The organism is Massilia yuzhufengensis (assembly GCF_900112225.1).
GTDB lineage: Bacteria > Pseudomonadota > Gammaproteobacteria > Burkholderiales > Burkholderiaceae_D > Telluria > Telluria yuzhufengensis.
In genome coordinates this window covers 126,923-151,088 of the sequence record NZ_FOLD01000001.1, presented here as the reverse complement: position 1 = coordinate 151,088, position 24,166 = coordinate 126,923, and the positions used below count along the sequence as shown (strand labels likewise).

20 protein-coding genes and 1 pseudogene are annotated in these 24,166 nt (G+C 63.2%); 3 read left to right on the top strand and 18 right to left on the bottom strand.

Annotated elements, in window-relative coordinates:
- Window positions 1-2: 2 nt before the first annotated feature.
- The 9 genes from BM031_RS00675 to BM031_RS00635 all read right to left on the bottom strand — a co-directional run bounded on the left by BM031_RS00675 (window position 3) and on the right by BM031_RS00635 (window position 7,726).
- The gene (locus tag BM031_RS00675; RefSeq protein WP_091869706.1) at window positions 3-473 is read right to left on the bottom strand and encodes a F0F1 ATP synthase subunit B; all 471 of its coding nucleotides are present in this window, start codon (window positions 471-473) and stop codon (window positions 3-5) included.
- Between the two features lie 71 nt (window positions 474-544).
- Window positions 545-784: a F0F1 ATP synthase subunit C gene (atpE, locus tag BM031_RS00670; RefSeq protein ID WP_091869703.1), complete on the bottom strand. Its 240-nt coding sequence runs from the start codon at window positions 782-784 to the stop codon at window positions 545-547.
- A gap of 86 nt (window positions 785-870) precedes the next feature.
- A complete protein-coding gene (gene atpB, locus BM031_RS00665; protein WP_091869700.1) occupies window positions 871-1,719 on the bottom strand; it encodes a F0F1 ATP synthase subunit A in 849 nt (282 codons plus the stop codon).
- 1 nt (window position 1,720) lies between these two features.
- Window positions 1,721-2,059 carry an ATP synthase subunit I gene (locus tag BM031_RS00660; protein ID WP_091869697.1) on the bottom strand — a complete coding sequence of 113 codons (339 nt, stop codon included), beginning with the start codon at window positions 2,057-2,059 and terminating at the stop codon, window positions 1,721-1,723.
- A 328-nt stretch (window positions 2,060-2,387) separates the two neighbouring features.
- Window positions 2,388-3,260: a ParB/RepB/Spo0J family partition protein gene (locus BM031_RS00655; RefSeq protein ID WP_091869694.1), complete on the bottom strand. Its 873-nt coding sequence runs from the start codon at window positions 3,258-3,260 to the stop codon at window positions 2,388-2,390.
- A 21-nt stretch (window positions 3,261-3,281) separates the two neighbouring features.
- Window positions 3,282-4,052 (bottom strand): ParA family protein, encoded by a 771-nt coding sequence (locus BM031_RS00650; protein WP_091869691.1) that lies wholly within the window; start codon window positions 4,050-4,052, stop codon window positions 3,282-3,284.
- A gap of 127 nt (window positions 4,053-4,179) precedes the next feature.
- Window positions 4,180-4,827, bottom strand: a complete 648-nt coding sequence (gene rsmG / locus BM031_RS00645) for a 16S rRNA (guanine(527)-N(7))-methyltransferase RsmG (RefSeq protein ID WP_091869689.1) — start codon at window positions 4,825-4,827, stop codon at window positions 4,180-4,182.
- Window positions 4,824-6,767, bottom strand: a complete 1,944-nt coding sequence (gene mnmG / locus BM031_RS00640) for a tRNA uridine-5-carboxymethylaminomethyl(34) synthesis enzyme MnmG (protein WP_091869686.1) — start codon at window positions 6,765-6,767, stop codon at window positions 4,824-4,826. The genes rsmG and mnmG overlap by 4 nt, the downstream gene beginning before the upstream one ends.
- Window positions 6,768-6,955: 188 nt before the next feature.
- The gene (locus BM031_RS00635; protein ID WP_091869683.1) at window positions 6,956-7,726 is read right to left on the bottom strand and encodes a sulfite exporter TauE/SafE family protein; all 771 of its coding nucleotides are present in this window, start codon (window positions 7,724-7,726) and stop codon (window positions 6,956-6,958) included.
- A gap of 75 nt (window positions 7,727-7,801) precedes the next feature.
- On the opposite strand from BM031_RS00635, the pseudogene BM031_RS00630 reads away from it, so the two are divergent.
- Window positions 7,802-8,768: pseudogene (locus BM031_RS00630) on the top strand (iron-containing alcohol dehydrogenase).
- Here the strand turns inward: BM031_RS00630 and BM031_RS00625 are convergent.
- From BM031_RS00625 to BM031_RS00595, 7 genes are all read right to left on the bottom strand, one after another.
- Entirely contained in the window at window positions 8,763-9,584 is an 822-nt protein-coding gene (locus BM031_RS00625) for an alpha/beta fold hydrolase (RefSeq protein WP_091869680.1), read from the bottom strand. The pseudogene BM031_RS00630 and the gene BM031_RS00625 overlap by 6 nt on opposite strands.
- 33 nt (window positions 9,585-9,617) lie before the next feature.
- On the bottom strand, window positions 9,618-10,595 hold the full coding sequence (locus BM031_RS00620) for a branched-chain amino acid ABC transporter permease (RefSeq protein ID WP_091869677.1): 978 nt from the start codon (window positions 10,593-10,595) through the stop codon (window positions 9,618-9,620).
- Window positions 10,596-10,597: 2 nt separating this feature from the next.
- Window positions 10,598-11,482: a branched-chain amino acid ABC transporter permease gene (locus BM031_RS00615; RefSeq protein WP_091869675.1), complete on the bottom strand. Its 885-nt coding sequence runs from the start codon at window positions 11,480-11,482 to the stop codon at window positions 10,598-10,600.
- Window positions 11,483-11,723: 241 nt separating this feature from the next.
- Entirely contained in the window at window positions 11,724-12,923 is a 1,200-nt protein-coding gene (locus tag BM031_RS00610; RefSeq protein WP_091869672.1) for an ABC transporter substrate-binding protein, read from the bottom strand.
- A gap of 40 nt (window positions 12,924-12,963) precedes the next feature.
- Complete coding sequence (locus tag BM031_RS00605) at window positions 12,964-13,671, bottom strand: ABC transporter ATP-binding protein (protein WP_091869669.1); 708 nt, start codon at window positions 13,669-13,671, stop codon at window positions 12,964-12,966.
- Window positions 13,668-14,441: an ABC transporter ATP-binding protein gene (locus tag BM031_RS00600; protein WP_091869666.1), complete on the bottom strand. Its 774-nt coding sequence runs from the start codon at window positions 14,439-14,441 to the stop codon at window positions 13,668-13,670. Before BM031_RS00600 ends, BM031_RS00605 begins: the two co-directional genes overlap by 4 nt.
- Window positions 14,442-14,600: 159 nt before the next feature.
- Complete coding sequence (locus tag BM031_RS00595) at window positions 14,601-16,226, bottom strand: GMC family oxidoreductase (protein ID WP_091869663.1); 1,626 nt, start codon at window positions 16,224-16,226, stop codon at window positions 14,601-14,603.
- Window positions 16,227-17,826: 1,600 nt separating this feature from the next.
- Here BM031_RS00595 and BM031_RS00590 point away from each other — a divergent pair.
- Window positions 17,827-18,621, top strand: a complete 795-nt coding sequence (locus BM031_RS00590) for a 5'-methylthioadenosine/adenosylhomocysteine nucleosidase (protein ID WP_091869660.1) — start codon at window positions 17,827-17,829, stop codon at window positions 18,619-18,621.
- On the opposite strand, the gene ald is transcribed toward BM031_RS00590, so the two are convergent.
- Window positions 18,591-19,706: an alanine dehydrogenase gene (gene ald, locus BM031_RS00585; protein WP_091869656.1), complete on the bottom strand. Its 1,116-nt coding sequence runs from the start codon at window positions 19,704-19,706 to the stop codon at window positions 18,591-18,593. The two genes, BM031_RS00590 and ald, sit on opposite strands and share 31 nt — an antisense overlap.
- Window positions 19,707-19,833: 127 nt before the next feature.
- On the bottom strand, window positions 19,834-23,490 hold the full coding sequence (gene putA, locus BM031_RS00580) for a trifunctional transcriptional regulator/proline dehydrogenase/L-glutamate gamma-semialdehyde dehydrogenase (protein ID WP_091869653.1): 3,657 nt from the start codon (window positions 23,488-23,490) through the stop codon (window positions 19,834-19,836).
- 218 nt (window positions 23,491-23,708) lie between these two features.
- Between putA and BM031_RS00575 the strand changes: the two genes are divergently transcribed.
- Window positions 23,709-24,164 (top strand): Lrp/AsnC ligand binding domain-containing protein, encoded by a 456-nt coding sequence (locus tag BM031_RS00575; RefSeq protein WP_005664065.1) that lies wholly within the window; start codon window positions 23,709-23,711, stop codon window positions 24,162-24,164.
- Window positions 24,165-24,166: the final 2 nt, after the last annotated feature.

The window sequence follows — 24,166 nt, the reverse complement described above, 5'->3', positions numbered from 1 at the left end:
GATCAGAGCTCGGTCGACAGTTTCGACAGCAGGTCGGCGTGGGCCGCTGCGTTCACTTCACGCTTCAGGATCTGCTCGGCGCCTTGCACTGCCAGGCTGGCAACCTGGCCACGCAGTTCTTCGCGTGCACGGGTTACTTGCTGCTCGGCGTCAGCCTTGGCGGCAGCGACGATGCGTGCTGCTTCTTCCACGGCGGACTGCTTGGCTGCGTCGATGATCTGGGCAGCGCGCTTCTCGGCTTCGACGATGCGCTTCTGCACTTCGTCACGGGCGCCAGCCATTTCGGCCTGCACGCGTTTTTCGGCGGCGGCCAGGTCGGCCTTGCCGCGGTCTGCAGCGGCCAGGCCGTTCGCGATCCTCTCAGCACGCTCGTCGAGTGCTTTCATCAGCGGCGGCCACACGAATTTCATCGTGAAGATCGCGAGGATGAAGAAGACTGCGAACTGGACATACAAAGTTGCGTTCAAGTTCACGTTAAATTCCTTCTCACAAAAACGGATGCCGAACCGGGAGGGTTCGGCTCTTCAGATCAAAACGTGCTTGATTAGCTGAATGGACGTGCGAAGACGAACAGCATGGCGATACCAACACCGATCAGGAATGCAGCGTCGATCAGGCCGGCCAGCAGGAACATCTTGGTCTGCAGGGTGTTCATCAGTTCTGGCTGACGTGCAGAAGCTTCGAGGAATTTACCGCCCATGATGGCGATGCCGATGCAAGCACCGATAGCACCCAGGCCGATGATCAAACCGCAAGCCAGTGCAACAAAAGAAAGGTCAGTCATGAGTTACTCCAAAAGTTAAATTAAAAACTAGATTAAAAGCTACAACTTCTTTACAACCACTATCTGTTCGATGCTTGCGGCGCCGATCAGTGGCCTTCATGGGCCTGACCGATATACACCAGCGTCAGCATCATGAAAATGAATGCCTGCAGGAACACGATCAGGATGTGGAAGATCGCCCAGATCGAACCTGCAATGATGTGACCAATCACACCGAATGCAGTGGCCATAGAGCCGAGCAGAGCAATCAAGAGGAACAGCAGCTCACCGGCGTACATGTTGCCGAACAGTCGCATACCCAGCGACACGGTTTTTGCTGCATATTCGATGATATTCAGGAGCAGGTTGAACGGCGCCATCCAGATGCCGAACGGTGCGGCGAACAGTTCGTGGATGAAGCCGCCCAGGCCCTTGATCTTGACGCTGTAGTACAGCATCAGTGCCAGCACGCCAAGCGAAATGCCCAGGGTGCCGTTCAGGTCGGCGGTCGGGACCACGCGGTGATACGGGAACATGTTTTCCACGCCCAGCACGTTGAACAGGGCGGCGAACATGTCGACTGGCAGGAAGTCGAGCGAGTTCATGATGGCGACCCAGACGAACACGGTCAGGGCCAGCGGCGCGATGAAGCTGCGGTCGCCGTGCACGATCGATTTCGACTGGTCTTCGACCATTTCAACCAGCATTTCCACAGCGGCCTGGAAACGGCCCGGCACGCCCGAGGTGGCCTTGCGCGCGGCCAGCCACATGACGAAGCTGCCCAGCACGCCGGCAAAGATCGACCAGAAGATCGTGTCGTAGTTGAAGACACTGAAGTCCACCACGAAATCCTGGTGCTTGTTCGTCAAGTGACCCAGGTGGTGGGTGATGTACTCTGATGGGGTCGGGGCCGCATGCGATGCTGCTGCTGCGCCTTCTACGGTTGGACTCGTCATGTCAGTGCCTAAATAATAAGATGATGTAACTTTTCAGCGCCACGATGAACCCGGCGATCAGCGCCAGCCAGTTCAGATCGTGGTACAGCGTGGCGGTTGCGAACAGGAGCGCGACCGTCAATGCAATCTTTACAAATTCCCAGATGAAGAATGTCGCAGGATTCGCCCCGCCCGGCGTCTTGGTGCCGGCGAACAGGCGCGCTGCCATGATCGCGTTGGGCACAACACAGCACAAACCACCCAATATTGCCGAAAACATCGCAGCCAGTCCCCCCAGCAGCGCGGCGATGAGGCCGACGACTACCGTTGCCAACAATTGCAGGGAAACGATGCGCAGCATGTTCTTGTTATTCCGCGCTAGCGCATTGGGACGAGTTACGGTGTGGTAATTACACGAATCAGCGGGATTATAAGTGGTTATACGGACGCGAGTCAAACGATTCCGAGCTTATAACTGCCCCGTAAAGATGCGCAGAAAGCAACACCCGAGCGGGTGAAAAGCCTATCTTTTCAGTAACTTAACCGTCACATATGCATGTGAGCCGGGTGTTGTTCGTAGGGTGGTCGGCTACGCCGACCGCGCGTTCAACCGGTGCCGGCATGGCCTGGGTTGTGGCATGCATACACCTGCCGGACGCGCGGCCGGGAGGACCCGACCACCCTACGATTCACGCACGCAAGCGGGCCAGGACCCCATCCAGGATATCCAGGTCGGCGAAGTCGATGATCAGCTGCCCCTTGCCCTTCGTCCCCATCTTGAACATCACCGGGGTGGCGAGCTTATCCGACAATTCTTCTTCCAGGCGCACGATGTCGCCCGGCTTGTCCTTGGCGCGCGACGCTGCTGCCGGGCTGGCCTGGTCTTCGATCGCCCGTGCGACGAGCTTCTCGGTTTCGCGCACCGACAGGCGCTTGGCGATGACCTGGTTGGCCAGCGTGATCTGCTGGGCGCTGTCCACCGCCAGCAGGGCGCGGGCGTGGCCCATGTCGATGTCGCCGGCCATCAGCATGGTTTGCACGGGCGAGGCCAGGTTGATCAGGCGCAGCAGGTTCGACACCGCGCTGCGCGAGCGGCCGACGGCGGCCGCCGCCTGTTCGTGGGTAAACTGAAAATCGTTGATCAGGCGCTGGATGCCTTGCGCTTCTTCCAGCGGATTCAGGTCTTCGCGCTGGATGTTCTCGATCAGGGCCATCGCGGCGGCGGACTGGTCGTCGACGTCGCGCACCAGCACCGGAATCTCGTCCAGCCCGGCCATTTGCGCCGCGCGGAAGCGCCGTTCGCCGGCGATGATCTCGTAAGGTACCGGCGAGCCCGCCGCCAGCGGACGCACCAGCACCGGTTGCATGATGCCCTGGGTCTTGATCGACGCGGCCAGTTCGCTCAGCGAGGTTTCGTCCATGCGGGTACGCGGCTGGTACTTGCCGGCCTGGATCTGGGTGATCGCCAGCGACGAGGGCGCCTTGGCTTGCGCCGGCTCGCTGTCGCCGCCAAGCAGTGCGTCGAGTCCGCGGCCGAGGCCTTTCAGTTTTTTGGTTGCCATTTCTGTGTCAGCTTTCTGTAATTACATGGTCTTGATGCGCTCGACCATTTCGGCGCCGAAGGCGATGTACGCCTGGGCGCCCTTGGACGACGGGTCGAACACGACGCCGGGAATGCCGTAGGACGGCGCTTCGGCCAGGCGCACGTTGCGCGGGATGATGGTCTTGAACACCTTGTCGCCGAAGTGCTGCTCGAGCTGGCCCGATACCTGCTGCGACAGCGTCATGCGCGGATCGAACATCACCCGCAGCAGGCCGATGATCTTCAGGTCGGTATTGAGGTTGGCGTGCACCTTCTTGATCGTGTTGACCAGGTCGGACAGGCCCTCGAGCGCGTAGTACTCGCACTGCATCGGGATGATCACGCCGTGCGCCGAGCACAAGCCGTTGAGGGTGAGCAGCGACAGCGCCGGCGGGCAATCGATCAGGATGAAGTCGTAGTCCTGGTCCACCGCGGCCAGCGCGTCCTTGAGCAGGCGCTCGCGGTTTTCGAGCGAGACCATCTCCACTTCGGCGCCGGCCAGCTCGCGGTTGGCGGGCAGCACGTCGAAGCGCCCCGCTTCCGAGCGCAGGCGCGCGGTGGACACGTCGGCCTCGCCCAGCAGCACCTGGTAGATCGAGGACTGGAGCGAGGCCTTGTTGATGCCCGCGCCCATGGTGGCATTGCCCTGTGGGTCGAGGTCGACCAGCAGCACGCGCTGGTCAAGCTTGGCCAGGCCCGCCGACAGGTTGACGCTGGTGGTGGTCTTGCCGACTCCGCCCTTCTGGTTCGCTACGCAAAAAATCTTCGCCATCTGTTGTTATCCGTGGGTGCAATGCTACGCTGCAGTGAGCAAGACTCTATACCGTTCATACCGTACAAACCATTTTAACGGTTCGTATTGTATAAACGGTATAAACGATTTATACGGTTTATTTTGTTTACTTGGATCGCTCGACGAAAACCAGGTGGCGCTCCGCTTCCAGCCTTGGCACCTGCAATGGCTGTAATCCGGTCACTTTCCATGGGGCCGGAATCCGCTCCTGCTCTTCCGGTGGCGCCGTGCCTTTCAGGGCGATGAATTTGCCGCCCTCCGCCAACAGGTGACCCGACCATTCCAGGAAATCGGACAGGTCGGCAAAAGCGCGCGAGGTAATCACGTCGAATTTGTCGCTCACCTGCAGGTCCTGCACCTTCATCGTGTGCACGGTGACGTTGGACAGTTCCAGCTCCGCCTTCACCTGCTTGAGGAAGGCGGTCTTCTTGTGCACGGTGTCGATCATGGCCACTTTCATGTCCGGCCGGCTGATCGCCAGCACGATCCCGGGCAATCCGCCCCCTGCCCCGACATCCAGTACGTTCTGCGCGCCGGCGAAGGCCGGTACCGCGGCCAGCGAATCGAGCAGGTGGTGGGTCACCATCTGCATCGGGTCGCGCAGCGAGGTCAGGTTATAGACGCTGTTCCATTTGTTCATCAGCGCCAGGTAGTCGAGCAGCTGCTCCTGCTGCGCCGGCGTGACCGCAAGAGCCATTTCCTTGACGCCGTCCGCCAGCACTTGCGCCAGCGCGGCGCGGTCGAAATACTTCATTGCGCCAGCTCCGTATTGTTATTGGTATCGGGGTTGGTAAAGCCCTTGGCGCCGCGCTTTTTCAGGTGCACCAGCAGCAGCGAGATCGCTGCCGGGGTCACGCCCGAGATGCGCGATGCCTGGCCCAGGGTTTCCGGACGCTGCTTGTCGAGCTTCTGGCGCACCTCGAAGGACAGCGCGCCGATCTCCAGGTAATCCAGGTTCTCGGGCAGCTTCAGGTTTTCGTAGTGGTCGTGGCGCTCCACTTCGCGCGCCTGGCGGTCGATGTAGCCGGCGTATTTCAGCTGGATTTCCACCTGTTCGCGCACGGCCGGGTCCTCGACCCCGGGACCCGCCAGCGGCTGGCCTTCGATGCCGGTCATGCTCATCAGGGTATCGTACTGCACGTTCGGCCGGCGCAGCAGGTCCGCCAGGTTGTACTCGCGCTCGATCGCCTGCCCCACCACGCGCTCGGATTCGGCGGCTGCCAGGATGCGCGGATTGACCCAGGTGGCGCGCAGGCGCTCGAGCTCGCGCGCCACCGACTCGCGCTTGGTCTCGAAGGCGGCCCACTGGGCGTCGCCCACAATGCCGAGCTTGCGGCCGATTTCAGTCAGGCGCATGTCGGCATTGTCTTCGCGCAGCGACAGCCTGTACTCGGCGCGGCTGGTGAACATGCGGTAAGGCTCGGCCACGCCCTGGGTGGTAAGGTCGTCGACCAGCACGCCCAGGTAGGCTTCGGAACGGCCCGGGGTCCAGGCTTCCTCGCCCTTGGTCTGCAGTGCGGCGTTCAGGCCGGCGAGCAAGCCTTGCGCCGCCGCTTCTTCGTAGCCGGTGGTGCCGTTGATCTGGCCGGCGAAGAACAGGCCCTTGATCGCCTTGGTTTCCAGCGAGGCCTTCAGGCCACGCGGGTCGAAATAGTCGTATTCGATCGCATAGCCGGGACGCAAAATAAAAGCGTTTTCCATGCCCTTCATCGAGCGCACCAGCGCCAGCTGCACGTCGAACGGCAGGCTGGTCGAGATCCCGTTCGGGTAGAACTCGTTGGTGGTGAGGCCTTCCGGCTCCAGGAAAATCTGGTGCGATTCTTTCGACGCGAAGCGGTGGATCTTGTCTTCGATCGATGGACAATAACGCGGACCCATGCCTTCGATGACGCCGGTGTACATCGGACTGCGGTCGAGACCGTTGCGGATGATGTCGTGGGTACGTTCGTTGGTGTGCGTCACCCAGCACGGCACCTGGCGCGGGTGCATGGCGGCATTGCCCATGACCGAGAACACCGGTACCGGATCGAGGTCGCCCGGTTGTTCGGCCAGCACGGAAAAGTCGATGCTGCGGCCGTCGATACGGGGCGGCGTGCCGGTTTTCAGGCGGCCCTGCGGCAGTTTCAGCTCTTTCAGGCGCGCCGACAGCGATACGGCGGGCGGGTCGCCGGCGCGGCCGCCGGAATAGTTCTGCAGGCCGACGTGGATCTTCCCATCCAGGAAGGTGCCGGCGGTGAGGACCACGGCGCGGGCGCGGAAGCTCAGTCCGACCTGGGTGACGGCGCCGACTACGCGGTCGCCCTCCACCATCAAGTCTTCCACGGCTTGCTGGAACAGCCACAGGTTCGGCTGGTTTTCCAGGCGCGAGCGGATGGCCTGCTTGTACAGGATGCGGTCGGCCTGGGCGCGGGTGGCGCGCACGGCCGGACCCTTGGACGAGTTCAGGATGCGGAACTGGATACCGGACTCGTCGGTTGCGATGGCCATCGCGCCCCCGAGGGCATCGACTTCCTTGACCAGATGGCCCTTGCCGATGCCGCCAATGGACGGGTTGCAGGACATCGCGCCCAGTGTTTCGATGTTGTGGGTCAGCAGCAGGGTCTTCTGACCAGTGCGTGCAGACGCGAGTGCAGCCTCGGTACCGGCATGGCCGCCGCCGACGACGATGACGTCGAATTCAGTTGGAAATAGCATGATTGGGAGTGAGGCGAGGAGACTAATGCGCGATTATAGATTCTTTTTTCTTGCAGGACTCTGCAAGGCGCCTAAAACGACATTTTTTGTTTCACGTGGAACAGTTAGCTCGACTGTTCGACGATTGTTTCACGTGGAACAAAAACAAAAGCCGGGCAAGCCCGGCTTCATTGTTTCACGTGGAACAATCACCAACCGATCTTGGTGAAGGCATCGTAGGCAGTCTTGAGGATCAAGCCGGACACCACCACCAGGAATAGCTTACGTACGAAACCACTGCCGTGTTTCAGCGCCAGCCTGGTGCCGATCAGCGAACCGCCCACCTGGCACACCGCCATCATCAGGCCCAGTTGCCACAACAGGTGACCGCTGTAGCCGAACCACATCAGGGCCGAGAAGTTGCACGCAACGTTCACGATCTTGGCCGCGGCCGACGCACTGAGGAAATCGAAGCCGAAGAAGCGCACGAACAGGAAGATCAGGAAGCTGCCGGTACCCGGCCCAAAGAAGCCGTCATAGAAACCGATGGCGGCGCCGATTCCGATGGCCCAGTAGCGCTCGGCGAGGCCGCTATGCACCGGCGCATGTACGGCACCCAGGTCCTTCTTGCGGAAGGTGTACACGGCGACCGCCACCAGGACGATCGGCAGCAGCGTACGTACAAAGTCGGCCGGCACCCGGGTCACGGTCCAGGCGCCAGCGAAGGACAGGATAAACGCCGCGGCGGCTGCCGGCGCCGCGGTACTCCAGGCCACCCTTACCCGGCGCGCGTAGTTCACGGCCGCAGCGCTGGTGCCGAAGATGCTGGCAAACTTGTTGGTACCGAGCAGGGTCGCCGGCACCTCCTTGGGCAACACGGAAAAGATCGCGGGAATCTGGATCAGGCCACCGCCGCCGACGACGGCATCGACCAGGCCGGCCGTGAAGGCGGCGACGCCGAGCCAAGCAAAATCAATCATGGGAGAAAACATTGGGAGGAATGCAGAGGCTGCATTGTACGGTAAGCTTGTCGCTAAAAAACAAGGAGACACCGCATGACCGCTTTCGCTTTCAGCACCGTTGCCAGCATCCTGTCCGAAGCCGGCGTTACCAAGCGCCTGGGCGACGTGCTGGTGGAACGCTTCCCTGGGGCGCGGCGGCCGTTCATCGTGACCGATGCCGGCTTCCTGCGCACCGGCCTTCTCGAACTGCCGCTGCTCAGCCTGCAGCAGGCCGGCATGGCCCCGGCGGTCTTCTCCGGCGTGGTCGCCGATCCGCCTGAAGCCGTGGTGCGCGACGCCGCCGACGCCGCGCGCCGCCATGACGCCGACCTGGTGATTGGTTTCGGTGGCAGCTCGATGGACGTGGCAAAGCTGGTCGCCGTGCTGGCCGGGACCCGCCAGCCGCTGGCGGACATGTACGGCATCGGCAAAGTGGCGGGCAAGCGCCTGCCTCTTGCGCAGATCCCGACCACCGCCGGCACTGGGTCCGAAGTCACGAACATCGCCATCGTCACGACCGGCGCCACCAGCAAGACGGGTGTGGTCGCGTCGCAACTGTATGCGGACCTGGCCATCCTCGATGCGGCGCTGACCCTGGGCTTGCCGCCCTTGGTGACGGCGGCCACCGGCATCGATGCGATGGTGCATGCGATCGAAGCCTCTACGAGCAGGCACAAGAAGAATCTCTTGTCGGACGCGCTGGCGCGCGAGGCGCTGTCGCTGTCGCGCAACCTGATCCGGGCTTGCGAAGAGGGTGGCAACCTGGTACGCGGAACTGGCAGGCATCGTGGCGCCGCTTGCGAGCGGAAGCGACGAGGCGCGGGCCGCAGCGCTCATTGGTGCAATGCAACAAACCGCCAGGATCACGGGCATCGAAACGACCCTGCAGCAGGTCGGCATCCAGGAAGCAGACCTCGATCGCCTGGCCGACGATGCCATGCTGCAGACCAGGCTGCTGGGGAACAACCCGCGCGACGTCACGCGCGCCGACGCACGCACGATCTATGCGGCGGCACTATGAAGGGCGCAGGAAGTCGAGCAGCAGCGCATTGAGGCGGTCGGTGGCGGACAGCTGCATCCAGTGCCCCGCCCCTGCCAGGCGCTCGTAGCGGAAGCCCTTGCGGCAATGGTGGAGTGAATCGAGCATCTGCTTTTCGCCCAGCGCCGGGTCGCGGTCGCTCCAGACGCCCATCACCGGCACCTGCACCGGACGCCAGTTGTGCGGCCGGCCCAGCTTGAGGTTGGCGCGGTAATAGTTCAGCGCCGCGGTCAGGCGCCCTTCCGGTTCCAGCGCCGCGCGCCAGCTCGCCAGCTGGTCCGGGCGCCGGGTCATCTGGCGCAGGAAGAACCAGTCGTTGGCGCGGATCGCATGTTCCGCCACCACCGGCATCAGGAAACCCAGCACATACCAGAAGCGCATCTGCTGGGCCACGCCCGCCGCCGCGATCGCCGCCGGGTGGCCGGTGGACAAGGCGGCGAACCGATCGAAGCGCTGCGGCGCATTCATGCACAGCTGCCAGCCGACCAGCCCGCCCCAGTCATGGCCGACCAGAGAAGCCGTGGCCAGGCCGAGGTGATCCATCAGGCCCAGGATGTCGGCGCACAGGAATTCGATCGCGTAGGCGCCCGCGCTGGCCGGCGCATCGGTGCGGCCGTAACCGCGCATGTCCGGTGCAATGACGCGGTAGCCATTGGCGACCAGCGCCGGCAGCTGAAGGCGCCAGATCTCGTGGGTATCGGGAAAACCGTGCAGCAGGATGACGGCCGGGCCGCTGCCGGCGCTGACATAGAACTTGCGCAGGCCGTGCAGATCGACGTAGTGGGATTCCAGGTTCATGTTGGCTCGCTTGGCGCGTGCAGCCGCCCGGGCTCAGGCGGCGAGTTTGCGGCCGCGCTCGAGCAGCGCACCTATCTCCCCAACAATACCACGACGGAACAATAGAACACAGACAATAAAGATCAGGCCCGTGACCATGCCGACCGACTCGCCCAGGGTCGAAAACCAGGCGATGCCAAGCTGTTCGGCCAGCCAGGCGCCAAGCTCGCCCAGCTTGTTTTCCAGCGCGATGACGAGGAAGGCGCCAATGATCGGCCCGGCCATCGTCCCCATGCCCCCTACCAGCGTCATCAGGACCACCAGGCCCGACATGGTCCAGTGGACGTCGGTGAGGGTCTCGAAGCCCAGCACGACCGTTTTGGTGGCGCCTGCGAGCCCTGCCAGCGCGGCCGACAGGACGAAGGCCAGCAGCTTGTAGCGGTCAACCTCGTAACCGAGCGACATGGCGCGCGGCTCGTTCTCCTTGATGGCCTTGAGCACCTGTCCGAACGGCGAGTGCACGGTGCGGTGGATCAGTGCGAAGCCGGCGACGGCGATGGCCAGCACCACGTAGTACATGTTGACATCGCTCGACAGGTCGAGCATGCCGAACAGCCGGCCGCGCGGCACGCCCTGCAGCCCGTCTTCCCCATGCGTGAACGGCGAACGCAGCGCCGCGAAATACACCATTTGCGCCAGCGCCAGGGTGATCATCGAAAAATAGATGCCCTGGCGGCGGATCGCCAGCGCGCCAATCACCAGCCCCAGCAGGCTGGAAGCAGCCACGCCCAGCACGATGCCGAGCTCGGTCGGCAGGCCCATGCTGGTCAGCAGGTAGCCCGTGACGTAGCCGGCGCTGCCAAAAAAAGCGGCATGTCCGAACGAGAGCAGGCCGGTGAAACCGATCAGGAGGTTGAAGGCACAGGCGAACAGGGCGAAGCACAGCAGCTTCATCAGGAACACCGGATAGGCGTAGAAGGGCGCCGCCAGGAATAGCGCCAGCGCCAGCACGTAAGCGATCTTTTTATTCATGCCTATTTTTCCTTGCCAAACAGTCCGGCCGGACGCAGCAGCAGGACGATCACCATCACGACGAACACCACCACTTCCGAGCCTTCCGGATAGAACACCCGGGTCAGTCCCTCGATGACGCCCAGGCCCAGGCCGGTGACAATGGAGCCGAGGATCGACCCCATGCCGCCGATCACGACCACGGCGAACACGACGATGATCAGGTTCGAGCCCATCAGTGGCGTGACATTGATCACCGGCGCCGCCAGCACGCCGGCAAAGCCAGCCAGCGCCACGCCGAAGCCGTAGGTGAGCGTGACCATCAGCGGCACGTTGATGCCGAAGGCTTCGACCAGTTTCGGGTTCTCGGTGCCGGCGCGCAGGTAGGCGCCGAGGCGGGTTTTCTCGATCACGAACCAGGTCGACAGGCAGACCACGAGCGAGGCGGCGACCACCCAGGCGCGGTAGTTGGGCAGGATCATGAAGCCAAGGTCGGTAGCGCCCTGCAGCTGTTCCGGCACGTCCAGGGTCTGGCCGGAGACCCCGAAGAAGGAACGGAACACGCCTTCCAGCAGCAGCGTGATGCCGAAGGTGAGGAGCAGTCCATAGAGGTGGTCGAGCTGGTACAGCCAGCGCAGCATGGACCGCTCGATCAGGATGCCCAGCAGGCCGACCAGCAGCGGGGCCAGCACCAGCATGGTCCAGTAGTTCAGGCCAAAGCTGCTCACGCCGATGTAGGCGGCGAAGGCGCCGACCATGTACAGGGCGCCGTGGGAGAAATTAATGACGTTGAGCAGGCCAAAGATGACGGCCAGGCCGAGCGAGAGCATGGCGTAGAAGGAGCCATTGACCAGGCCCAGCAGGAGCTGGCTCATCAGGGCTTGGAGGGGGATGCCGAAGATTTCCATGGGCTCGGTTTTCGATGTTGGATTGCGTGCAGTGCGCAGTGCGCTGGCGTCTGCGCTTGCCGCTCGCCGTAAAACCGTCGCACCGGCGAAGGCCGGTGCCCAAGTTTGTTGCGTACCGTCAGCGCATGCAAACTTGGAGAAAACAATGCCTGCGGCATTGTTTCCGCCTGCGCCGGGATGACGGTCTTACGTGTAACTCAGAGTGGTACGGCGGTGACTGAGCTGCGACTAAAAGAGGCACTCACTTCCACAACGCACACTTGGTCTCCGCCTTTTTCGTATACGCCTGGTCCCCCGGAATCGTCGCCACCACCTTGTAGTAATCCCACGCCCCCTTCGACTCCTTCGGCGTCTTCACCTGCATCAGGTACATGTCGTACACCATGCGGCCATCCGCACGAATCACGCCGTTCTTGGCGAACATGTCGTTGACCGGGGTTTTCTTCAGGTGGGCCATGACCTGCTCGGCATTGTCGGTGCCGGTGGCTTTTACCGCGTTCAGGAACTGGGTTGCGGCCGAGTAGTCGCCCGCCTGCACCATCGACGGCTGCTTGTTCATCTTGGCGAAATAGCGCTTGGCCCAGGCGCGGCTTTCCGGGGTGCGGTCCCAGTACCAGCCTTCGGTGAGGTACATGCCCTGGGTCGTGTTCAGGCCCAGCGTGTGGATGTCGTTGATGAACACCAGCAGGCCGGCGATCTTCATTTTCTTGTTCAGGCCGAACTCGTTGGCGGCTTTTACTGCATTGATCAGGTCGCCGCCCGCGTTGGCCATACCCAGCACCTGCGCCTTGGACGCTTGCGCCTGCAGCAGGAAGGACGAGAAGTCCGAAGCCGACAGCGGGTGCTTGACGCTGCCCACCACGGTGCCGCCATTGGCCTTGACGACGTCGGCCGTGTCTTTCTCGAGCGACTGGCCGAAGGCGTAGTCGGCGGTGAGGAAGTACCAGGACTTGCCGCCCTGCTTGATCATGGTGGAGCCGGTGCCGCGCGCCAGTGCCACCGTGTCGTAGGCGTAATGCACGGTGTAGGGCGTGCACTGTTCGTTGGTCAGTTGCGCGGTGCCGGAGCCGATCGCGATGAAGACCTTTTTCTTTTCCGCGGCCACCTTGGCCATGGCCAGGCTGGCGCCCGAATTGGTGCCGCCGATCAGCAGGTCGACGCCCTGCTGGTCGAACCATTCGCGCGCCTTGGAGGCGGCGATGTCGGGCTTGTTCTGGTGGTCGGCCACCACCAGCTGGATTTTCTTGCCGTTGATGGCGCCGCCCATGTCGGCGATGGCCATGCGGATCGCTTCCGCCCCGCCATTGCCGTCCACATCCGAATATACGCCGGACAGGTCGGTGATGAAGCCGATCTTGATGACGTCGCCCGAGACCTGGGCCTGGGCAGGCATGGCAAAGACGGTGGCGGCGGCGGCAAGGGCGATGGCAGTGCGTTTCATGGGGTCTCCGTTTTCAGGTTGGCGGGTGTGTGGCACATTGTCAGACGCCGAGCAGCTCGGTGAGCACCGGCATCCTGCTTTCCAGTTCCGCGGCCGCGATGGTCTCGACGACCTGGCCGTGTTCGACCACGTAGAAGCGGTCCGCGAGCGGCGCGGCGAAGCGGAAGTTCTGTTCGACCATGACGATCGTATAGCCCTTGGCCTTGAGCGTCATGATCATCCGGGCCAGGCCCTGCACGATCACCGGCGCCAGCCCTTCCGACATCTCGTCGAGCAGCAGCAGGCGCGCGCCGGTGCGCAGGATGCGGGCGAGCGCCAGCATCTGCTGCTCGCCGCCGGACAGGCGCGTGCCCTGGCTGTTGCGGCGCTCGTACAGGTTAGGGAACATCGCATAGATCTCGTCCAGCGTCATGCCCGCCCCTGCCCCCTTTAGCTGCGGCGGCAGCATCAGGTTTTCCTCGGCCGACAGGGACGCGAAAATGCCGCGCTCTTCCGGGCAATAGCCGATCCCGAGATGGGCGATGCGGTGCGTCGGCAAGCCGATCGCCTCGACGCCGCCGACCCGGATCGAGCCGGTGCGGCGGCCGGTCAGGCCCATGATGGCGCGCAGCGTCGTGGTCCGTCCCGCACCGTTGCGCCCCAGCAGGGTCACCACTTCGCCGGGCTGGACCGTCAGGCTGAGGCCGTGCAGGATGTGCGATTCGCCATACCAGGCGTCCAGGCCGGTGATCTCGAGTGCCGGGCTCAATGCTGCGCTCCCGCCAGTGCGCCGTCGCTGGTGCCCATGTACGCTTCCATCACCTGCGGGTTGCGCGACACCTCGGCGTAGCTGCCTTCGGCCAGCACGGCGCCGCGCTGCAGGACCGAGATGCGGTCGCAGATGCCGGCCACGACGTTCATATTGTGCTCGACCATCAGGATGGTGCGGCCGGCCGAGACTTTCTTGATCAGTTCCGTCACCCTGTGGACATCTTCATGGCCCATGCCCTGGGTCGGCTCGTCCAGCAGCATCAGTTCCGGTTCCATCGCCAGGGTCGTGGCGATTTCCAGTGCGCGCTTGCGCCCGTAGGGCAGGTCCGCGGAGAGGGTGCCCGCCAGGCCTTCCAGGCCGACCTCGGCCAGCAGCGCCAGCGCGCGTTCGTCCAGAAGACGAAGCGAACTGCTGCTGCGCCAGAAGTGAAAGCTGGTGCCGAGCTGGCGCTGCAGGCCGATGCGCACGTTCTCGAGCACGGTCAGATGGGGAAACACGGCGGAAATCTGGAAGGAGCGGATGATGCCCATGCGGGCAACCTGGGCCGGCCGGGCGGCGGTGATGTCGCGGCCGTTGAAGAGGATGTGGCCTGCGGTCGGGACCAGGAACTTGGTGAGCAGGTTGAAGCAGGTGGTCTTGCCGGCGCCATTCGGGCCGATCAGCGCGTGGATATGGCCCCGTTCGACCTGCAGGCTGACTTCGCTGACCGCCGTGAATCCCTTGAACTCCTTGGTGAGCTGCCTCGTCTCCAGGATGACATCCGCCATTGAATCTCCACCACGTGGTGCTGCAATCAAAGAGGACACTACTTGCCTGATCATACATACAAGACCCCGGCCTCACAATACGGCCGGGCTGGCGTGTGGGGTGCGCATCCCCTGCCTGGCCGCACGCCCCTTGTGCAAAATTGCACGCCGGCGTACTGCCTAGCCGTACTCGGCGACCAGGTCCCGGGCCGCTTTTTCTGCAATCATGATGGTCGGGGCATTGGTATTGCCCGACGTGATGAAGGGCATGATCGAGGCATCGACGACCCGCAGCCGGGCCACGCCGCGCACGCGCAGGCGGCTATCGACGACCGCCATCGGATCGTCGTCCCGCCCCATGCGGCAGGTGCCGACCGGATGGAAAATCGTGGTGCCGACCAGGCCGGCCGCCTGGGCAAGTTCTTCTTCGCTCTGGTATTGAAGCCCGGGCATGAACTCTTCCGGGCGGTATTTCGCCAGCGCCGGCGCGGCGACGATGCGGCGCGTCAGCGCCAGCGCCGCGGCGGCGGTCTTGCGGTCGGCCTCCGTGCTCAGGTAGTTCGGGGTAATCCTGGGCGGTGCATAACTGTCGCTTGAAGCGATGCGGACGTGCCCGCGCGAACTCGGCTGCAGGTTGCACACGCTGGCCGTAAAGGCCGGGAAGCGGTGCAGCGGGTCGCCGAACTTGTCCAGCGACAGCGGCTGCACATGGTATTGCAGGTTGGGCGCCGCCAGGTCCTTCGACGAACGGGCAAAGGCGCCGAGCTGGGACGGCGCCATCGACATCGGCCCGCTGCGGAACAACGCGTATTCCAGGCCGATCAGGGTCTTGCCGAACCAGTTGGTGGCGCGCGTATTCAGGGTGGTGACGCCGGCGACCTTGAAGATCATCCGCAGCTGCAGGTGGTCTTGCAGGTTGTCGCCGACGCCCGGCAGGTCGCGCACGGGAACGATGCCGTGGCGCTGCAGTTCTGCTGCCGCGCCGATACCGGAGAGCTGGAGGATCTGGGGCGAACCCACCGCCCCCGCCGCCAGCAAGGTTTCCCGCTCGGCGCGCGCCGTGTAGGCGACGCCGCCGCCGGTGAACTGCACGCCGGTACAGGTTTTCCCCTGGTCCGTGTCCTCGAACAGCAGGCGCTCGACGTGGCAGCCGGTCATGATGGTCAGGTTGGGCCGGTTGGCCACCGGTTTGAGGAATGCTTTCGCGGTATTGAGGCGGATGCCGCGGCGCTGGTTGACGTCGAAATAGCCGGAGCCTTCGCCCAGGCCGGCGTTCAGGTCAGCCAGTTTCGGGATGCCGGTCTCGGCCGCAGCCTCACGGAAGGCGTCCAGGATCTTCCACGACAGCCGCTGCTTTTCCACCCGCCATTCGCCGCCCGCTCCATGCAGTTCGGAGGCGCCGGCGTAGTGGTCTTCACTGCGCTTGAAGAGCGGTAAAACCTGGTCCCAGCGCCAGGAATCGTCGCCCGACAGGTCGGCCCAGCGCTCGTAATCGGCCGGCTGGCCACGCATGTAGATCATGCCATTGATCGAGGAACTGCCTCCCAGTACCTTGCCCCGGGGGTAGATCAGCGCCCGTCCGTTCAGGCCGGGATCGGCTTCGGTGCGAAACAGCCAGTCGGTGCGCGGATTGCCGATGCAATGCAGGTAGCCGACCGGGATATGGATCCACAGATAATCGTCCCTGCCGCCGGCTTCCAGCAGCAGGACATTGACGTCGCGATTGCGCGTCAGCCGGTTGGCCAGCACGCAGCCGGATGTACCGGCCCCGACGATGATGTAGTCGTACTCGCCAGCCGACTCCACTGGCTAGCGCTCCTGGACGAAACTGGACCTGCCACGGGAAGCGCACAGGCGCAGTCTTCCCTTGAGAGCACGGTATTCGGGCCTGTGAAGCAGCGCGGCAAGATCCACAACCCCTCCGTTTCGTGATTCGATGAGGCAAGCTTACCAGATCGTAAACGGATGTCCAGAGCCCACCTGTGGATAAGGTTCTTGATATCCACAGGTACCGTTTGTGCAAAACCGATGCGTTTTCCAGCCTGCGTAAACTTGTCCAGTTTACGCTCCGCTTCCACACGCACTCGCTGCACCGCCTTATGCAGACGCTAAGCGCTTGATTCCAATCTGGTTAACCACCTTGTCCACAGAAAGGGGGTACCGTTAACAATTACTACTATTTTGTATACATACCTTGGTTGTAAACCTATGAAACGCCGCTAGAATTTTTTTTTCTTGCCGTGCCGGCCTTCCCCCTGGCTTCGTCGTCCGCATCCGACAAGCCGACTGCCGGCTCCAAAACCTGCCGGCAAAAACGCGATCCCACATTTCTGGCGATCGTCCGATTCCGACACGCACACCGACTTCGCACGCAGTCCAGGCCTGCAATGCCACCACGCATCGGCGAACCACCTGCAAACCGCCAAAACCTGAGCAAGCACTTCTACCTGTGGAAAACAGTTGGGATATCCACAGGAATGAATGTGCAGAAGCAGCGCTTAACGCACTGTTTAAAAATCTGTCCAAGTTTCTTACACGCCAGAAACAAGCCTTGCCCAGCACCTTAAAACACACGTAAACCACTGACGTTGTGGAGAAAATAGTACTTATCCACAAATAAAGCCGCGTTTACTATTACTACCAGTTTGTATACAAGCTTGTTTACTACAACAACAAAACCGGTTCAGGGCCCACAGCATCCATCCAGGCTGCAGGCAAACAGCATCACCAAACCCTGAACGCCACGCGCTGAGCAAGCATGTGCAAGCCACCAAACTGCCTCGACAGCCACGACTGACGCATTTGCAAGCCGTTTTCAACCAAATTTCGCCAACTGCAAGCTACCCGACTGTGGAAAAGTCGCTGTATATCCACAGGGACGGATTGTGCAGAACCGCTCGTAAACCGCCTGGCGCCAAATCTGTCCCCGTTCCGTTCAAGCCAGGCACAGGATTTGTACAGCGAAAAAAAGTGCATGCAAGTCGTTGATACTGTGGAGTAAACATGAGTTATCAACAGAAGAGCGCGCGTTTACTATCTACTACTAGTTTTTATATATATCTTAGTTAACTAAAAGACTGGAAAGCGTCGAAGCCCGAAAACGGAAAATTCGCGCGGCTTTTGCTGGCCTCTCGCCGGTAAGACAAGCAAAATGGGAACTCATCCGTTTGAATCTGCCCATCAATGAGCTCGATCAAACCGTGCACAAGTGCCGAACAAGCCGGCTGGCTGCAGCTGCGCATGGCTTTGCAGCTTGCAGATCGTGCTGGAGCTGTGTGGACAACCCGGCCTTTATGCACAGTCCATCGCCCTGCCACACGCGGGAACAGGTCGCCAGCCACGCCATGCATCGAGTGCTGGAGGGCGAGGCCGCAAGCTGCCTTCATAACAAAAACACAGGAAAAACATGCGATTGGGGATCATCAGCGCCTTGTACGAAGAACAGCAGGGGCTCGTGGAGGCCATGAGAGGGCCCGCCAAGCTCATCCATGGCATGCGCGAGTACTGGGCAGGAAGCCTGTGGGAAATCGACGCTGTGTGCGTCCTGTCGCGAATTGGGAAGGTTGCGGCTGCCATGACAGCCACGACGCTTGTGGAAAAGTTCGGAGTTACCCACATCCTGTTCACCGGTGTGGCCGGCGCGGGAGACAAAACGGTGCGGGTGGGCGATATCGTGGTGGCCGAAGCGCTGGTCCAGCACGACATGGATGCCAGCCCCTTGTTTCCCCGTTTCGAGGTGCCGCTCACCGGCTTGAGCCACTTCCAGCCCGACCAGCAATTGTCGCTGCGCCTGTCGCGCGCGGCCCATGACTTCCTCGAGCTGGATTTCCTGGATGCGATTTCCGAGGGCGAACGCCATACTTTCCGCCTGGCCCAGCCACGGGTGCACCGCGGCCTGGTGGCGAGCGGCGACCAGTTCATGGATGACCGCGAGCGCCTGGATGGGCTCAACAAAGCCCTTCCGGGGCTCGTGGCGGTCGAAATGGAGGGGGCGGCAGTGGCCCAGGTGTGCTACGAGCTCGGCGTGCCCTGCGCCGTCCTGCGCACGATTTCCGACAACGCCAATGAAAACGCGGCCACTGATTTCATGAGATTCGTGAAATCAGTGGCCGCGCAGTATGCTTTCCACATCACCCGGCGCGTGTGCCGGGAGTTGAAGGAAGCGCCGCTTCAGCCCAGCAGCGTTTCGGCCGGCACGTAGTCGTACTGGAGGTCGCGCGCCACGGCTTCGTAGGTGACCTTGCCTTGGCAGACATTCAAGCCATTGCGCAGGTGGACGTCGTCGCGCAGTGCCTGGCGCCAGCCCTTGGTGGCCAGCGCCACGGCGTGGCCGATGGTGGCGTTGTTGAGCGCAAAGGTGGAGGTACGCGCCACCGCGCCCGGCATGTTCGCCACGCAGTAGTGGATCACGCCGTCGACGACGAAGGTAGGATCGGCATGGGTGGTGGCGTGCGAGGTTTCGAAGCAGCCGCCCTGGTCGATCGCCACGTCCACCACCACCGCGCCCTTTTGCATGCGCGAGATCATGTCGCGGGTGACCAGCTTGGGCGCCGCGGCGCCCGGCACCAGCACGCCGCCGATCACCAGATCGCTTGAGACCACCGCTTCTTCGATCGCATGCGCGTTCGAGTACATGGTGGTGATGCGGTTGCCGAAGACGAGATCGAGCTGGCGCAGGCGGTCGATGTTTTTATCCAGCACCGTGACGCGCGCACCGGTACCCACCGCCATCTGCAGCGCATTGGTGCCGACCACGCCGGCGCCGATGATGACCACGTGGCCAGCCGCCACGCCCGGCACGCCGCCCAGCAGCAGGCCCATGCCGCCCTTGGATTTCTCGAGGTGGGCGGCGCCGGCCTGGATCGCCATGCGGCCGGCCACTTCGCTCATGGGCGCCAGCAGCGGCAGGCCGCCACCGGGGCCGGTGATGGTTTCGTAGGCGATGCAGACCGCCCCGGATTTCACCAGCGCCGCCGTTTGCTCGGGATCGGGCGCCAGGTGCAGGTAGGTGTAGAGCACCTGCCCTTCGCGCAGCATCGCGCATTCTGCCGGCTGCGGTTCCTTGACCTTGACCACCATGTCGGCACGGGCGAAGATGTCCTTCGCCGTGTCCACGATGGTGGCGCCGGCCGCCACGTACTGCTCGTCCGACAAACCGATTTGCTCACCGGCGCCCTGCTGCACGATCACCTCGTGCCCGCGCAAGGCCAGCTCGCGCACGGACGGCGGCGTGAGCCCCACACGGTACTCGTGATTCTTAATCTCTTTTGGTACGCCAACTAGCATGTCTGCCTCCAATTTATAAGAATAAGTCTCCTGCTACGGCTACTACGGTACTCCTACTACGATGATGTGGTTGGTGAATTGACGCTGGTTGAACGCGCGGCCGGCATAGCCGGCCACCCCACGATGATTACACCCCGAGCGTCATCAGGCTTGCGTTGCCGCCAGCCGCGGTCGTGTTGACGCAGACCGCGCGTTCGGCCACCAGGCGCCACAGGGCCACGGGGGCCGCAGCGTCGGTATCGACGATGCCGACAATCGCGCCGGAGCGCGCCGCCAGTTTCGTGCGCAGCGATCCAGGCAGGCCGGCATCCACCAGCGCGACCTGGAATTCTTCCGCACCGATTTCATCGTCGCCAATGAAGCGCACGCGCCCCTTGACCAGCGCCGGCAGCTCGGCCGGGATCAGGCCTTGCGCCGCCAGCACCAGCGCGCGGTTGCCGGTGGCCAGGGCGGCCGCCACCTGGTTGAGCAGGCCGGCCGCCGTTTTCGGCGCGCACAGCACGGTGCCGCGCGAGGTGAAGGCCAGCGTATTGCGCTCGCCGGTCGGACCCGGCAAGGCGATCTCGATGCCGGTGAGCGCGCTGCGGCCATAGCCCTGGGCCAGGCTTGCCAGTTCGGCATGGCCGTGGGTGCGCATCCAGCCCAGCAGGGCGTCCAGGCCGGCGTCGAACACGCGGCTGTGCTCCAGCAGCGGCGCGGCCTGGCGTTGCAGGCGCTTGAGGTAGAGCGGGCCGCCGGCCTTCGGGCCGGTGCCGGACTTGCCTTCGCCACCGAAAGGCTGCACGCCGACGACGGCGCCGACGATGTTGCGGTTCACGTAGATGTTGCCCACATGCGCCCTGCGCACGATGAAGTCGATGGTCTCATCGATGCGCGAATGCACGCCCAGGGTCAGGCCGTAGCCGGTGGCGTTGATGCTGTCGATCACCTTCGGCAAATCGGCGCGGCGGTAGCGCACGATGTGCAGCACCGGGCCGAAGACTTCATGCTTGAGTTCCGCCAGCGAGCCGATTTCCAGTACCGTCGGCGGCACGAAGGTGCCGCTCGCCGCCACGCCGGCCGGCAGCGCGAGCGCGAAGTGGCTGCGCGCGGTGGCGCGCATGCGCTCGATGTGGGCCAGCAGGTTGCGCTGGGCTTGCGCATCGATGACCGGGCCGATGTCGGTGGCCAGGCGGTCCGGGCTGCCCACCACCAGTTCCTGCATCGCGCCCTTGAGCATGGTGATGGTCTTGTCGGCGATGTCTTCCTGCAGGAACAGCACGCGCAGCGCCGAGCAGCGCTGGCCGGCCGAGTCGAAGGCCGAGGACAGCGCGTCCGACACCACCTGCTCCGGCAGCGCCGACGAATCGACGATCAGCGCATTCTGGCCGCCGGTTTCGGCCACCAGCGGGATATCGATGCCTTCCTGTTCGGCGCGCGTGGCCAGGGTGCGGTTGATCAGCTGCGCCACTTCGGTGGAGCCGGTGAAGATCACGCCTTTCACGCGCGAGTCCGACGTGAGGGCGGCGCCCACCACTTCGCCGCGGCCCGGCAGCAGCTGCAGCGCTGCAAGCGGCACGCCCGCTTCGTGGAACAGTTCCACCGCGCGGTGCGCGATCAAGGGAGTTTGTTCGGCCGGCTTGGCCAGCACCACGTTGCCGGCGGCGAGGGCGGCCGCCACCTGGCCGGTGAAGATCGCCAGCGGGAAGTTCCAGGGGCTGATGCAGGTGACCGGCCCAAGTGCGCCATCCGCTTTCGCCGCGCGGATCTCGACCGCGTAGTAGCGCAGGAAGTCGACCGCTTCGCGCAGTTCGGCGATCGCGTTCGGCAGCGACTTGCCGGCTTCGCGCACGGCCAGGGCCATCAATTCGAGGCCATTCTGTTCGAACAGGTCGGCGGTCCGCTCGAGCATGTTGGCGCGGGTTTCGACGCCGGTGCGTTCCCACTCGGCGGCAAAGGCGGCGGCGCTGGCCAGGGCGGTGTCGACGTCGGCACGCGTGGCTTCCATGACCTGGCCCACCACGTCGCCCGACTGCGCCGGGTTGACGATGTTGGCCGCTACACTCGCTTCCACCGCGCCGGCGATCAGCGGCGCAGCAACATGCTGGCGCTGCTCCTTCAGTCCATCCAGGGTGGCGCACAGGACGTCTTCATTGACCAGGTCCAGGCCCGCGGAATTCTTGCGCTCGGCGCCGAACATCTGCAGCGGCAGGGCGATCGCCGGGTGCGGCTTGCCGCCGGCCGCGCGCGCCTGGTCGAACGGGTCGGACAGCAGGGTGTCGATGGCGACGTTCTCGTCGACGATCTGGTTCACGAAGGACGAGTTGGCGCCGTTTTCCAGCAGGCGCCGTACCAGGTAGGCCAGCAGGGTTTCGTGCGAGCCGACCGGCGCATAGATGCGGCAGGCCTTGCCCAGCTTGTCCGCGCCGACCACCTGGTCGTACAGGGTTTCGCCCATGCCGTGCAGGCACTGGAATTCGTAGTTGGTGACGCCGTCGGCCTTGGCCCAGGTGTAGATCACCGACAGCGAGTGCGCGTTGTGGGTGGCGAATTGCGGGTACAGGGTGTCGGCCGCGGCCAGCAGCTTGCGTGCGCAGGTGAGGTACGACACATCCGTGTACACCTTGCGGGTGTAGACCGGATAGCCGGGCATGCCTTCAACCTGGGCGCGCTTGATCTCGGCGTCCCAGTAGGCGCCCTTCACCAGGCGCACCATGAACTTCTGGCCGCTGCGCTTGGCCAGGTCGACCAGGTAGTCGATCACGAACGGGCAGCGTTTTTGATAGGCCTGCACCACCAGGCCGATACCTTCGAAGCCGCTCAGTTCCGGGTCGAAGGCCAGCGCTTCGAGCATGTCGAGCGAGATCTCGAGGCGGTCCGCTTCTTCGGCGTCGATGTTGATGCCGATGTTGTAGCTTTTCGCCAGCAGGACCAGGCTGCGCACGCGCGGCAGCAGTTCGCCCATCACGCGGGCGTATTGTGCGCGGCTGTAGCGCGGGTGCAGGGCCGACAGCTTGATCGAGATCCCCGGACCGTCCTTGATGCCGCGGCCGTTCGAGGCGCGGCCGATCGCGTGGATCGCGGTCTCGTAGGAGGCGTAGTAGTTCTTGGCGTCGCTCTCGGTCAGCGCGGCTTCGCCCAGCATGTCGTAGGAGTAGCGGTAGCCGCGGGTTTCGTTCTCGCGGCTGTTTTTCAGCGCTTCATCGATGGTCTGGCCGGTGACGAACTGGTTGCCCAGCATGCGCATCGCCATGTCGACGCCCTTGCGGATCAGGGGTTCGCCGCCCTTGGCGATCAGGCGCGTGATGGCCGAGCCCAGGTTCTTTTCGCTGTTGGTCGAAACCAGCTTGCCGGTAATGAGCAGGCCCCAGGTCGCGGCGTTGACGAACATCGACGGCGACTCGCCCAGGTGCTTGCGCCAGTCGCCCTTGCTGATCTTGTCGGCGATGAGGCGGTCGGCGGTTTCGCTGTCCGGGATGCGCAGCAGCGCTTCGGCCAGGCACATGAGCGCCACGCCTTCTTCCGACGACAGCGAGAATTCGTGCATCAGCGCGTCCACGCCCGAGGCGCGGGTGCGCTTTTCGCGCACGCTCGAGACCAGGCGGTGGGCCAGCATGTAGGCGTCGCCGTTGGCGCTGGCGCCCTGCGCCAGCAGCCATTGCACGGCTTCGGTTTCTTCGCGGCGGTAGGCGCTGGTGATGGCGGCGCGCAGCGGCGACTGCTCGCGCTTGACCTCGAGCGCGAGCGCATCGAAAGCAACGAAGGGGGTGGCCGTGGTGGAGCTCGGGGCGGCGGCAATCTGCATGGTGACTCTTCTAAAAAGGAATACAGGCATCGGCCGCCACGCAGCACAAAACGCCGCACCGCGAACGAGGCGGCCGGCGTGCTCCGGGGACACGATGGAATGATTCGATTGTAGAAGGAAATCTTCTGGATTAATTCTGTTTTTACGACAGACTAGCAATAGATAGTTTTTGGTGAGACAATCTGACCAAATAATATTTACATCGCGGGAGGCAGAGCATGCTCGACAAGATCAGCAAGAAAATCCTGGCGGAACTGCAGAACGACGGGCGCATCAGCAACGTCGAGCTTGCGGCGCGAGTCAACCTTTCTCCTGCAGCCTGCCTGGAGCGCGTGCGCAAGCTGCACGAATCCGGCTACATCATGGGCTATACGGCCCAGCTCAATCCCCAGTTGCTCGACGTCTCGCTGCTCGTCTTTATCGAGGTGGTGCTCGATCGTACCACTCCCGAGGTCTTCGATGCATTCAAGCAGAGCGTCCAGATGATTCCGGAAGTGCTCGAATGCCATATGGTGGCGGGCGGCTTCGACTACCTGGTCAAGGCGCGCGTGAAAGACATGGCGGCCTACCGCGAATTCCTTGGCAAGACCCTGCTGCAGAAAGGCGTGCGCGAGACGCACACCTATGCGGTGATGGAAGAGGTCAAGAACACGACCAAGCTGCCGATCCGCTAGCG